This window comes from Peribacillus sp. RS7, from assembly GCF_041956845.1.
Taxonomy (GTDB): domain Bacteria; phylum Bacillota; class Bacilli; order Bacillales; family DSM-1321; genus Peribacillus.
This window is the reverse complement of sequence record NZ_CP168135.1, coordinates 5,296,316-5,309,192: the sequence shown is the minus strand read 5'-3', so window position 1 is coordinate 5,309,192 and position 12,877 is coordinate 5,296,316. Positions and strand designations below refer to the sequence as shown.

Genomic DNA, 12,877 nt, shown 5'->3' with positions numbered 1-12,877 from the left:
CGGGGTAGGGATGAGAAAGCTGCATTTGCTTATGGCAGCTATGGGGGCATCAATTTTATTGCTGTTGACAGCATGCGGTTCCAATGGTGTACCTGATGCCAAGAATTGGGACCTTGAAGATTTTAGTTACATTGATCAGGAGGGAAAGCCTTTCTCAAAAAGCGATCTTAAAGGTAAGGTTTGGGTAGCGGATTTTATTTTCACAAGCTGCGAGACGGTCTGTCTGCCCATGACTTCCAATATGACGAAACTGCAGCAGCAACTGAAGGCTGAGGGTATATCGGATGTAGAGTTCGTTTCCTTTTCTGTGGACCCGGAAATTGACAAACCTGATGTTTTAAAAAAGTTTGGTGACCAATTTAATGTGGATTACGGAAATTGGCATTTTCTGACCGGTTATGGTCAGGAAGAAATCGAGCAGTTTGCATTGGATAACTTTAAAACAATCGTCAAAAAACCAGAAAGAGAAGATCAAGTGATTCATGGGACCAGCTTTTTTCTAATTGATCAAGAAGGAAAGATCATTATGGATTATACAGGTCTGCAGGATATTCCCTTTGAAGAAATTATTAAGCATATAAAAATTTTACAGAATTATTGAACAGGTTAAATGACCTGTTCTTTCTGTTTTCATCCATTTTTCATTCGGATTTCTTTAGCATTTTGAAAGGTGAAAAAGTGAAAATTAGTTTTTGAAGAAACAGCAGTGGCGAAGAATGATTTTACATCCTCAGTACATGCTAAATTTTATAGGACTAGCTTTTATTCACTTCATTTTTCATATTGTATAGTAAGGAATGCTCAAGATAAAAGTATGATGAAGGTATATTGTTTGCAATTTTTCGTTTTCTGCATGATATAATATATGGGTAGGAAGGTGAGGGACATGAGGTACAGAATCACCTGTCTTTTCATATGCCTAGTTTGGATTTCAGGCTGCGGTCAAAGTGAACCGGCCTCAAAGCAGCCATCTGTTCAGCAGAAAAGCATAGTTGAGCTGAGTGAAAAGGAAACCATTCCTGCCAGCTTTTTTCCAGACCCTGTGCAAATCGTTTCAATTGGCGATTCCTTGACTCAAGGTGTCGGTGATAGTAAAGATAACGGCGGGTATCTGCCTTATTTACAAAATAAGCTGGAAAAAGAACCATCGATTACTTCCGTTGAGATGATTAATCATGGCATACGTGGAAATAGGACCGACCAACTATTGAAAAGACTGGATAAGGCTAGGATTAAAGAAGACATTAAGCAAGCTGACTCGATTGTTGTCACAATCGGTGGAAATGATATCATGAAGGTCTTTAAACAGAATTTCTCCAACTTGGAACTGAATCAGTTTGATTCGGCAAAAATAGGGTATGAAAAAAGATTAAGGCAGATACTTGATAAGGTTCGTTCCGAAAATGATCATGCGCAAATTTACCTTGTTGGCGTTTATAATCCATTCTCCAAATGGTTCGCTGATTTTTATGAACTTGATATGATCATGAATGATTGGAATGAAAGCGGAAAAGAGATTATTGAAGAATATGATTCAGCCTATTTTATTGAAATAGCAGACATTTTCAAGGATTCCGAAGAGGATTTGCTTTATGCTGAGGATTATTTTCATCCAAATGACCGCGGATATGAATTAATCGCGACAAGAATCTATAATGATATGGATATAACCACAATTGGAAAGGACACGTTGGAAGCGAGTGCCAAAGGAGATGATGACCAAGAATGACAAATGTCAAATGGAAGACTTTGTTTATTTCCCTATTAGCCCTAAACATCCTGGTCATCCTGTTTGTTGTGATTTTAGTAAATCTGCCGGCTAAAGATAAAGAGCTGATTCCACAAGTAAGCCACGAAGAAGATATCCAATTTCAAGTTCACACGAATCGGGAAGACCTGACGAGATTAATCAACCAATATCTTGATAAAGAAGGATTGACGGGATCGATTCACTACGAAGTGTATTTAACGGATGAGGTAGAGTTATATGGAACAATGCCATTTTTCAATCGTGAAGTTGAAATGAAATTGACTTTTGAGCCAATTGCCCAAAAGAATGGGGATTTGGTCTTAAAACAAAAATCAATTGCTGTTGGACAAATGAATCTTCCTGTTTCATATGTAATGAACCTAATAAATGAGCGTTATAACATGCCGGATTGGGTTAGCATCAGCCCCAATGACGAAAGTATTTATGTGTCATTGCAGGATATGGAATTGAAAAGCGACATTAGGGTGAAGGCGAAAGACTTCGATCTTGAGAATGATGACATTTCATTTTTATTGACCATCCCATCATCATTACAGTAATAGTGAATTGATAAAAAACCAGGATCAATGAATCCTGGTTTTTTATCATTTATGGGGAGAGCGTTAAGGTTTCTGGAGTGGATGATTTTCGATTCAATCCGATTATAAAAATGGTTGAGGACGTATTTTCTTGGAAAACATAGTTTGGCAAAGAGAGTATGATCTCTTTTGTCCCAGCTTTCCTGACTTCGAAGTCGACTATCATGGGATGTATATTAAGATAATCGCATGCTTCCCTGAAATCGAGATTTTCAAAAACGACATCTCCGTCTTTGACGGCAATATCCACCGAAGGTAAACCATGGGAAAGATGGATGAATCGGACCTTGGCTTCATTTTGAGGCACCAATGGATTATCTTCGAAAGGTGACATTTTCAACGACTCATTAGCCAAGGAAGCTGCTATGGTATAGGACCTCCCGCTTTCTAGCGCCACTTTACAGCCTAAAAGCCTTTGCCCGCTGCGGTATATCTCCAATTGGTATATGCCAGGAGAAAGCTGTGAATAACCATTGCTTTCTTTATATGAAAGATTGTTGAGAATGCACTTTTCATTTACATAAACATCAAATGAGGGAGCTGTTGGGGCAGCGTGTAAAATGCGAACTTGTGATGGCAATATGACTTTCATATGCTCATATCTCGATTGTTGTGTTGCTTTATTGAGACTTTCAAATGCTTATGGTAATAATAATCATGCAGATGCGGATTACTGTATTTATAATAAGACGATAGTAAATCATAAGTACCCGCTTTTTGTAAATATGATTGTTTATCGCTCATTTCCAACACCTCACATTTTCCATTATGGACTCATCATATGTAGTTATGCTTGGGCGTGTGTTTCCTTCCCTTATAAGGGAAGGGGCAATTTATGTTAAAAGGGACGATCGGCATATTATTTTACAGAGCAAAATAAAAGCGTTAAAATGCATTCAATGGATTGTTTGTAAAAAAGGAGGATTTTCATTTGACAAAGCAATTAGAGAAAGCAACATTCGCAGGTGGATGTTTTTGGTGCATGGTGAAACCGTTCGATGAACAGCCTGGTATCGAATCCGTTATCTCGGGCTATACGGGCGGGACTACGGAATATCCCACGTACAAAGAAGTTTGTTCTGAAACCACGGGACATTATGAGGCTGTGCAGATCACCTTTGATCCAAGCGTATATCCATATGAAAAAATAATCGAGTTGTTTTGGCAGCAAATTGACCCCACAGATGTTGGCGGACAATTTCATGACCGGGGAAGTTCTTATCAAACGGCCATTTTTTATCATGACGAAAAACAACGTGAAATTGCTGAAGCATCCAAAGCTAAGTTGCAGGCGAGCGGAAAATTTTCCAAACCGATCGTAACGCCGGTTAGACCAGCCAAAACTTTTTATCCAGCTGAGACATATCACCAGCATTATTATAAAAAGCAACCTGAGCATTATGAAAGATATTCCATTGGCTCAGGCCGAAAAGCATTTATACAACATCACTGGGGGGAAAAAGATGAAAAGTAAAGAAGAATTAAAACAGAAACTTTCAGCGATTCAATATGAAGTCACCCAAAATAATGGAACGGAACCAGCTTTTAACAATGAATATTGGAACTTGAAGGAGGAAGGGTTATATGTGGACATCGTTTCAGGTAATCCTCTTTTCACTTCAAAGGAAAAGTTCGATTCAGGCTGTGGTTGGCCAAGCTTCACTAAACCGCTAAAAGAAGAGGAAGTGGTGGAAAACCTCGATACGAGTTACGGTATGAGAAGAATCGAGGTTCGCTCAAAAACTGCCGATTCTCATCTGGGCCATGTCTTTAATGATGGGCCTGGACCATCAGGCTTGCGGTATTGCATCAATTCTGCCTCATTGAGGTTCATCCCGCTCCAAGATCTTGAAAAAGAAGGATATGGAGAATACAAAAAGCTTTTTGATTGAATGGAAAACCCCCTATCAGATAATGATAGGGGGTTATTTAATATCGGGTAAGATTCAATCGGTAATGATCGATGCTATCCGGACATATGGGATGGTGGTAAGCTCCATTGCTTTACTTCTGCCAGTCACCTCAAAACGGACCGTATGTGAACCTGGAGGAAGCCCATTAGTGATAAATAAATACCTTTCACGGGCAAAGGGCCACCACGTATTCAAAGTGGTGATTTCATTTCCATCGATCCATACATCTACTTCCCCGCCATCGGGACTCCTAAGCAGTCTCACACCAAGCATAGTTCCTTTGAAGTTATATTCAATCACACTGCCCTTTACACTACTAGTGAAATAGCCGCCCCTTGGACGGAAACCTTTCATTTTTTCATAGTGTTCAATCTCGGATAATTCAAATTCTGAATGGTCATGAAGCTTAGATGGCAGGCCTGAAACAGTCTTCCCGCGTTCTATATTATCCAGGAAGCGTTCGTATATTTCATTAGCATAAAATTTATAACCTAGCCCATTTGGATGAATCAAATCTCTGGTCAGCTGTTTTTCCGTATATCCAGAATGCTTGAATATTGGACGCATATCCACATTAGTTGCACCATAATGTTTGGATAAAAGGACGATGGCTGACGCAAATTCCTCATATTTCAAGGAACTCTCTGTTATTGTGAACAATTCAGCATTAGGGTGGAGCCCTTTTGCCTTTCTGATTAAAGCTTCATATGTCATGGTAAAATCATCGACATTCATATATTTACGGTCATTTTCACCGAAAACGAAGAAAATCAAATCTTTATGGTCATGCTTCTTTCTTTGGGAAAGCTTAAATAGACCTTCAAAAGCAGTGGATCCGCTTTGGACCACGTAATCTCCGTGTAAAGGAACATCATTGGTTTCGATCAACTTATTTTCTAACTGTTTGAACCATGTTAGTTTAGGGTTTTCGGCTCCCGACCCTCTTCCGATACTGTCACCAATAACGAGATACTGAATGGGCTGGCCTGTTTGGAATTTTTGATAAACATTTATCGAATCATCCGATCCATATGTTTTAGGAGCTTTTTGAAGGATATAGCTGATTAGAAGGATCGTGGCGATTGCAGCGAAAGGGATGAAGGATTTTGCGTTCTTTTTCAATTATGTTCCCCCGTATTAACCTTTTATGTATCTATATTGGCATGAGATAGCGTAAAGAGGCTAAGAATTGTTTTTTTTCTTATTATATCCCAATTTTAAAGTAACACAATAAATACGAAACGTTTTTTTGACACTTTTTATGGCTACTCTTGATGTTTCACCTATTGAATGTTTAATGGTGATGAAGGTGTTTTTCGATAAGTTTTTTCTTAAATCCAAAAAAATAGGCAAATACACAGACCGAGGCGGGCGTATTGACATATGGTAAGGTGTAAAGAGAAATCAGAATTCTAAAAGGAGTGAAACTTAATGTACGGATATGGTGGAAATGTTGCAGGACCAGGTTACGGTTATGGTGGCGGCGGTGGATATGGTGGCGGCGGCGGTTGCTGCGGATTTGGATCAGGCTTCGCATTAATCGTTGTCTTGTTCATTCTGTTGATTATCATCGGTGCTTCATTCTGTTGCTAATTGAATAACTAAAGAGACCAGTTTATAAAGCTGGTCTTTTCTTTATGTAAGGATTTGGTGGTTTGACGGGGGCCTTTTTAGAATCCATAGTAAATTACTGATTAGACATGGATAAATACAGTGTAATCATGGGACAGGCGATACATTACACAACAATTCCTGGCACAACGGGAATGAAGAGAGGATGCCATTGATGGGGAGAACGAGGCCAAAGGATCTATAAGGAAATCATGACCCGGTTTTGATGTAAGTAAGGTCGATAAGAGAATGGGGTGAGTGGCAGTCCTTAAGAGTCTTGATTTTTCTTTGTTCAACATTTCTGCTAAAATAACGAAAGATGTATTAATTTAGGGGGATAAAGATATGAAACCTTCCCGTTTACAAGCAGGGGATGAAATTCGCGTTATTGCTCCTTCAAGAAGCTTGGCGATTGTCAAAGGGGAACAACGCAGATTGGCAGAAGAAAGATTGATTGAGCTTGGTTTTAAAGTGACATATGGTAAAACGGCTTTGTTCCATGATGACTTTTTTTCGAATTCGATTGAAGACCGGGTCGAAGATTTACATGAGGCTTTCAGGGATCCGAATGTTAAGGGAATCTTTACAGCCATCGGGGGGTATAACGCTAACCAATTGTTACGATATATCGACTACGATTTGATTAAGGAAAATCCAAAAGTGTTGATGGGGTATAGTGATATAACAGCAATTTTATTGGCCATTCATAAAAAAACAGGCCTAACTACATACTCAGGTCCTCATTTCTCGACGTTCGGAATGAAGGCTGGTCTGGAATATACGATGGAATATTTTAAAAAGGCTGTAATTGAAAGTGAAGGCTTTTATCTTGAACCAAGTGAAACGTGGAGTGATGACTCTTGGCATTTAGAACAGGATGACCGAACTTTTCACCCGAATGCTGGTTATATGGTCATTCAGGAAGGGGAAGCGGCTGGGACGATCATTGGGGGAAATCTTTGCACACTGAATCTATTACAAGGTACAGAGTTTATGCCGTCTTTAAAGGACAGTATCCTTTTCATTGAAGATGACGAAGAAAGTCATCCATTCAGTTTTGACCGGGATTTACAATCCTTGTTACATCAGCCAGAGGCAACTGGGATTAAAGGAATCATCATAGGCCGTTTCCAAAAGGATTCGGGGATGACTGAATATGCTTTGCATGAAATCATCGCTGGCAAAAAGGAGATAAATGGCATCCCCGTGATCGCTAATGCCAATTTTGGTCATGTTCATCCATTTGTAACGGTGCCGGTTGGTTCAAAAGCAATAATGAAGGTAAAGAACGGAAAAGCGACGATCCAGATAAATTCATGACACAGTTTGAAGACGCCGTTCAAAAAGTGGACGGTATTTTAATCTGTCGGGATTTGGATAAATGTATTTTACATTTTGGTGTGTTTTTGGAGCCTTTCCTCTAATCAGCACCTGAAAATTGTCCTGTTTTACAAGCATTATTAGGGAATATGAGTCTAATAGTTCAAATTCTATATTTTTCTGATATAATACTAAGAGATTTAAAATAGAAAAGGTGATTATGTGTTATTAACAATTCCCGCATCCATTCGTTTAGAAGGGGCTTTGGCCGAGTATAATAAAAAAGGCCGTGTTAGCCATACATGTTTCGTTTGTAACGGAGACACTTCTAATGGTGATGCAAGCAACTTGAACTACTATAAGTTAGGAACTAAAAAAGTTTGTCATTCCTGCATGAAAAATGTTTTGCGTCATCCTTCTTTAAAAGAGTATGAATATGTACATACTTCAGTTATCGATAAAACTGCTTTTTATAAAAATGTGCTGGCTGTTTTAAAGGATGAAAGTTTTTTGGAGTCCATTCGTGAAAAAGAACTAATTAGCGCATTGTAAGAAAAAAGTGTATCTCTCGCGGATACACTTTTTTTGTCGCCTTTTTTGTCCGATTCATCAGGAAACCCAAAAATTCATCCGTTTATTTGCTTAGGTCAATTTCCTTAGCAAGATTGCGTTCATCTGGACATACACTTTACTATATTGCATTTGTTTTTAAAGAGAAGGAGAGTGTGGGCTTATGGAGCAGTCTTCATTGATCAAGCCGGTCCTGGGAGGAGCCTACCCGACTATCAGTCATGGTCAAGGAGTGTTTTTATACGACAAAGAAGGTAAGGATTACTTGGACGCTTCCTCAGGTGCTGTTACTGCCAATATTGGCCATGGGGTCCAGGAAATCATGGAGGCGATGGTAAAACAGGCTAAACTGGTTTCATTTGTATATCGTTCCCAATTTACCAATGATGCTGCAGAGAAACTTGCCGGAAAAATTGCTGAATTGACCAAAGGGGAACTGACCTACAGCTTTTTTGTAAACAGCGGCTCCGAAGCAACTGAAACTGCCTTGAAGATAGCCATTCAGCATTGGCAGGAAAAAGGGAAGCCCAAGAAACAGAAAATCATATCGAGGTGGATGAGCTACCATGGCATCACGATGGGGGCTCTTTCAATGTCTGGGCATCCGATTCGTCGAGAGCGATTTACCCCTTTGCTTGAATCATATCCTTCTGTATCTCCTCCATATTGTTACCGGTGTCCACTTCAACTTGATCCCCATACGTGCGGAATGGCCTGTGCTTCGGAATTGGAAGCATCCATCCGGCGTATTGGCAGTGAAAATATAGCGGCTTTCATCGCAGAACCTGTTATCGGGGCAGCTGGAGGGGCGATTGTCCCTCCTGATGGTTATTTTCGAAAACTGAAGAAAATCTGTGAAGAGAATGATATTTTATTCATTGCCGATGAAGTCATGACTGGATTTGGACGTACCGGTAAGATGCTTGCCTCAGAATATTGGGATGTGGAACCTGATATCGTAACATTTGGTAAAGGCATGAGTGGGGGGTACACCCCGATAGCCGCCACAGTAATGACCAAAAACGTGATGGAGCCAATAATGAAAGGCTCGAAGTCAATTATCGGAGGACATACGCTTAGTGCCAATCCATTATCGTGTGCGGTATCTTTAGCCGTTTTAGAATATGTCGTAAGGAATGATCTTGTTGAAAAATCAGCCGATAGAGGGAAGGACCTGATTAGGGGCCTGAAGAAGTTAGCAGGGAAGTATTCCTTTATCGGTGATATACGTGGCAGAGGTTTATTGATAGGCGTCGAATTTGTCCAGGATAAGGCCACAAAGGCCCCATTTCCGAAGGAGGCCGATGTGACCAATGAAATCATTGAGTTGGGAATGAGGAATGGAATACTCCTTTATCCCGCAGCAGCAGGCCTTGACGGTGTAACCGGGGCAGCCATCATCATCTCCCCGCCGTTAACGATTTCGGAAGAGGAGTGTGCAGAATTGTTAATGAGGGTCGATATAACTTTTCGGCAATTTAATGAATCCTTTGGTAAACGGCCATCACACCAAGGAAGTGAGTCATAGTGTTGGAAAATACATTCCAGAAGATTTGTCGTTTGGAGGATGTCCTCCATCTCTTTAAAGATAATCAGTCCATCCTGTATGGGGGATTCGGTGGTATTGGGACACCTCCGGGATTGATCAATCTGATTTTGGAGTCAGGTATAAAGGATTTAACCTTGATTGGGAACGATACAGGTTTCCCCGATATTGGAATCGGAAAACTGGTCACCCAACGCCGTGCAAAAAAAATCATCGTTTCCCATATCGGTTCCAATCCAAATGCAGGACTATTAATGAACAATGGGGAACTCGAAGTGGAGTTCTCTCCTCAAGGTACACTTGTCGAACGCATCCGGGCTGGAGGGATGGGATTAGGTGGGGTATTGACTGATATAGGAATTGAAACCGATATCGTCCGGGAAGGCAAGCAAACCGTAAAGCTAGGTAAGAAAAATTATCTGGTGGAACCTGCATTAACAGCAGATATCGCCATTGTTTACGCAGAAATGGCAGATCCTTATGGAAACCTCATCTTTGATAAAAGCGCCAGGAACACGAACCCACTCGTAGCTGCGGCCGGACAAATCACGATCGTCGAAGCCATGCAAATCGTTCCGCTTGGCTCTTTGGATCCAGAGAGCATCATTGTGCCGGGTGCCTTTGTGGATTATATCATTCCATCAAAAGGAGTCGATTGGAAATGGGTTTGGGAACCGAAGATAGAAATCGAATAGCGAAACGGGCAGCAGCAGAAATAAGCGATGGGATGCTGGTCAATTTGGGAATTGGCATTCCATCGCTTGTACCGAATCATCTTTTGAATGACCATAAAGTTATGTTTCATGCTGAAAATGGCCTTGTGGGGATTGGCAGTTCTCCTGAAAAGGGAAAGGAAGATGCACATCTTTGCAATGCCGGGGGACTACCGATCACCATAAGACCCGGGGCTTCCTACTGCGACAGTACGGTTGCATTTGGGATGATACGGCGCGGGAGGGTGGATATCACGATTCTAGGAGCCCTTCAAGTGAGTGAAGTGGGGGATCTCGCTAATTGGATTGTCCCGGGAAAGAGGGTGCCAGGCATGGGTGGTGCCATGGAACTGGCTGCAAAGGCAAAAAAGGTCATCGTATTAATGGAACATACCGATAAAGCGGGCATGTCTAAATTAGTCAAAAAATGTACGTTGCCGTTAACTGCCAAGAAATGCGTACATATGATCATCACTGAGCTAGGCGTGTTTTCTGTAACTTCCGAGGGACTCCTTTTAACAGATGTATTTGATACATCCAGTATTGAGGAAATCAGGGATCGAACCGAAGCCTTGTTTACCGTCTCTGAAAACATCCATATTTTAAAAGAATGAGAGAGGAGAATGGATATGTATGAGGAAAGAATAAGAACATGGTTGAATGATCATCGGACAAATGGGGTTCAGCTTTTGCAAAAACTGGTCCAGGAACCGAGCAAAAGGGGGCAAGAAGGAAGTGCACAAGCCATAGTGGTCGAGAAGTGCAGACAACTTGGTCTGGAAATAGATCTATGGGAAATTGGGGATGAACAATTAAGAAAACACCCCCATTTTTATTGCGATCGCAAGGATTTTAAAGGAAATCCGAACCTTGTGGCTATTAAAAGAGGAACCGGCAATGGGAAATCCCTTATTTTAAACGGACATATTGATGTTGTTCCTGAAGGCGATCATGCAGCATGGCACGATGAACCCTATAGCGGCAAATTAAAAGACGGGAAAGTGTTCGGGAGGGGAACGACAGATATGAAAGGCGGCAATGTTTCTTTATTGCTGGCCATCGAAGCGATAGTCGAATCTGGAATCCAATTGAAGGGGGACGTGATTTTCCAGAGTGTGATTGAAGAGGAAAGCGGCGGTGCCGGAACACTTGCGGCAGTCATCAGAGGGTACGAAGCGGATGGGGCAATCATTCCGGAGCCTACCAATATGAAACTATTCCCTATACAGCAAGGTTCGATGTGGTTTCGACTGAAAATAAAGGGCAAGTCTGCACATGGAGGCACAAGGTATGAAGGAGTAAGTGCAATTGATAAAGCGGTTGGTGTAATGAAAGAAATCAAGATGCTTGAACAAGAACGGAATGAGTCACTCCGTCATTCACTCTATAAAAATGTACCCATTCCCATTCCAATCAACATAGGAAGCATTCAAAGCGGAAACTGGCCTTCTTCCGTGCCGGATACAGCCGTTCTTGAAGGCAGATTCGGCATCGCACCGACAGAGACCATGGAAGAGGCACAAAAATCGCTGATACAGCGAATAGATGCTTTAAACCGGAGTGATTCATGGTTCAAAGAAAAACCTATTGAATTAGAATGGTTTGGGGCCAGATGGCTGCCTGGCAATCTCGAAATCGATCATTCGCTAATGAAAACCATTGGCAGGTACTATGAAAAAGTGGTGGGGGAAGAACCGCTTGTCGAAGCGTCCCCTTGGGCGACGGATGGAGGGTACCTTTCATCAGTCGGCTCGACTCCCGTAGTTGTATTTGGACCAGGGGAAACGAAGATGGCCCATGATTCAAACGAATATATAGAAGTGGATAAAATGATGGAGGTTGCAGAAATCATCGCATTGACCATGATTGATTGGTGCGGGGTGGAAGAGCAATAATTATTTTTCCCAAGGTCTGATTCTAGAAAGGGTCAGGCCTTATATTACCATTTTCGATGGACGTGAAAGGAGCGGGACAAATGGAGGCTGGCATCATTGAAAAAAGAATTCAAAAGCCAAGGTGCTCAATACATATTACGATCGACTATTTTAATAAGCGATTAAGGGTTGACGATTACCTAGGTCATTTTCAGGAATGCGTAGAGGAATCCCTGAAGGTGGCTAACGGCGTATCAGCAGAGAAAATCATCTTCAAGTCACGCAAGGAAAACGTTCTGGCATTAATTGCTCAGGGCTTTTTATATGAAGGAAGCATCGATAAATTCTTTTTGGGAAGCGATTGTTTCTTCCTTGTTAAATATAACAAGAACGAAAGGCGCAACAGTGAGGAATGGGAAAAGGAAGATCAAATCCTCACCGATGTTCAGAGTCTCCCGATTAAATCCGGACTGGATGATCCGCCGACTGCCTATCAAGCACGTAAAGCGGAAGTTACCGATGCAGTGCAGCTGGCACAATTGTACGGGAAGGTTTTCGAAGTGTATCCCACTCCGATGAATGATCCGTTATATGTGAAAAAATGCATGGAAAAGGGAACGGTCTTTTATATTTTTGTTCATGAAGGCAAGATCATCAGTGCTGCTTCCGCAGAAATTGATGCCTTTTACCATAATGCGGAAATCACTGATTGTGCGACATTGCCGGAACATCGGCAGTACGGTTTGATGAAACACTTGATTTCCTCACTTGAAGACTACCTTATTTTGAATGGCATTTATTGTATTTATTCCATTGCCCGGTCGCTTTCATTCGGTATGAATGCTGCATTGCACCAGCAGGGTTACTCGTACCGTGGACGTTTGGCCAATAATTGTTACATCTTCGATAAACTGGAAGACATGAATCTTTGGGTGAAAAATTTTACATGATTGCTCATTTTCAGGCGGTACATGACAAGTT

Annotated in this window: 15 protein-coding genes; 13 read left to right on the top strand and 2 right to left on the bottom strand. The window is 41.3% G+C overall.

Annotated elements, in window-relative coordinates:
- Positions 1-10: 10 nt before the first annotated feature.
- The 3 genes from ACDZ29_RS26265 (at position 11) to ACDZ29_RS26255 (ending at position 2,310) form a co-directional block, all read left to right on the top strand.
- A complete protein-coding gene (locus ACDZ29_RS26265; protein ID WP_289325420.1) occupies positions 11-601 on the top strand; it encodes an SCO family protein in 591 nt (196 codons plus the stop codon).
- Positions 602-886: 285 nt separating this feature from the next.
- Entirely contained in the window at positions 887-1,729 is an 843-nt protein-coding gene (locus tag ACDZ29_RS26260) for an SGNH/GDSL hydrolase family protein (protein WP_375089235.1), read from the top strand.
- Positions 1,726-2,310 carry a YpmS family protein gene (locus ACDZ29_RS26255; RefSeq protein WP_289316038.1) on the top strand — a complete coding sequence of 195 codons (585 nt, stop codon included), beginning with the start codon at positions 1,726-1,728 and terminating at the stop codon, positions 2,308-2,310. The genes ACDZ29_RS26260 and ACDZ29_RS26255 overlap by 4 nt, the downstream gene beginning before the upstream one ends.
- A gap of 49 nt (positions 2,311-2,359) precedes the next feature.
- Here ACDZ29_RS26255 and ACDZ29_RS26250 read toward each other — a convergent pair whose 3' ends face one another.
- On the bottom strand, positions 2,360-2,941 hold the full coding sequence (locus ACDZ29_RS26250) for a DUF4397 domain-containing protein (RefSeq protein ID WP_375089233.1): 582 nt from the start codon (positions 2,939-2,941) through the stop codon (positions 2,360-2,362).
- A gap of 339 nt (positions 2,942-3,280) precedes the next feature.
- On the opposite strand from ACDZ29_RS26250, the gene msrA reads away from it, so the two are divergent.
- Positions 3,281-3,823, top strand: a complete 543-nt coding sequence (gene msrA / locus ACDZ29_RS26245; protein WP_375089231.1) for a peptide-methionine (S)-S-oxide reductase MsrA — start codon at positions 3,281-3,283, stop codon at positions 3,821-3,823.
- Positions 3,813-4,241, top strand: coding sequence for a peptide-methionine (R)-S-oxide reductase MsrB (gene msrB / locus ACDZ29_RS26240; RefSeq protein WP_289316041.1), 429 nt, complete (start codon positions 3,813-3,815; stop codon positions 4,239-4,241). The genes msrA and msrB overlap by 11 nt, the downstream gene beginning before the upstream one ends.
- 54 nt (positions 4,242-4,295) lie before the next feature.
- Here msrB and ACDZ29_RS26235 read toward each other — a convergent pair whose 3' ends face one another.
- Positions 4,296-5,384 carry a GDSL-type esterase/lipase family protein gene (locus ACDZ29_RS26235; RefSeq protein ID WP_375089229.1) on the bottom strand — a complete coding sequence of 363 codons (1,089 nt, stop codon included), beginning with the start codon at positions 5,382-5,384 and terminating at the stop codon, positions 4,296-4,298.
- Between the two features lie 309 nt (positions 5,385-5,693).
- On the opposite strand from ACDZ29_RS26235, the gene ACDZ29_RS26230 reads away from it, so the two are divergent.
- The 8 genes from ACDZ29_RS26230 to ablB all read left to right on the top strand — a co-directional run bounded on the left by ACDZ29_RS26230 (position 5,694) and on the right by ablB (position 12,846).
- Positions 5,694-5,855, top strand: coding sequence for a YjcZ family sporulation protein (locus tag ACDZ29_RS26230; protein WP_370015431.1), 162 nt, complete (start codon positions 5,694-5,696; stop codon positions 5,853-5,855).
- Between the two features lie 363 nt (positions 5,856-6,218).
- The gene (locus ACDZ29_RS26225) at positions 6,219-7,193 is read left to right on the top strand and encodes a S66 peptidase family protein (protein WP_375089227.1); all 975 of its coding nucleotides are present in this window, start codon (positions 6,219-6,221) and stop codon (positions 7,191-7,193) included.
- A 222-nt stretch (positions 7,194-7,415) separates the two neighbouring features.
- Positions 7,416-7,745, top strand: coding sequence for a hypothetical protein (locus ACDZ29_RS26220; RefSeq protein ID WP_289325413.1), 330 nt, complete (start codon positions 7,416-7,418; stop codon positions 7,743-7,745).
- Positions 7,746-7,926: 181 nt separating this feature from the next.
- Positions 7,927-9,291, top strand: a complete 1,365-nt coding sequence (locus tag ACDZ29_RS26215) for an aspartate aminotransferase family protein (protein WP_289325412.1) — start codon at positions 7,927-7,929, stop codon at positions 9,289-9,291.
- 23 nt (positions 9,292-9,314) lie between these two features.
- Positions 9,315-10,004, top strand: a complete 690-nt coding sequence (locus tag ACDZ29_RS26210; RefSeq protein ID WP_370017058.1) for a CoA transferase subunit A — start codon at positions 9,315-9,317, stop codon at positions 10,002-10,004.
- Positions 9,971-10,636, top strand: coding sequence for a 3-oxoacid CoA-transferase subunit B (locus ACDZ29_RS26205; protein ID WP_289325411.1), 666 nt, complete (start codon positions 9,971-9,973; stop codon positions 10,634-10,636). Before ACDZ29_RS26210 ends, ACDZ29_RS26205 begins: the two co-directional genes overlap by 34 nt.
- A gap of 9 nt (positions 10,637-10,645) precedes the next feature.
- The gene (locus ACDZ29_RS26200; protein WP_370015426.1) at positions 10,646-11,917 is read left to right on the top strand and encodes a peptidase; all 1,272 of its coding nucleotides are present in this window, start codon (positions 10,646-10,648) and stop codon (positions 11,915-11,917) included.
- Positions 11,918-11,973: 56 nt separating this feature from the next.
- The gene (gene ablB, locus ACDZ29_RS26195; RefSeq protein ID WP_375089225.1) at positions 11,974-12,846 is read left to right on the top strand and encodes a putative beta-lysine N-acetyltransferase; all 873 of its coding nucleotides are present in this window, start codon (positions 11,974-11,976) and stop codon (positions 12,844-12,846) included.
- The last annotated feature ends 31 nt before the right edge of the window (positions 12,847-12,877 follow it).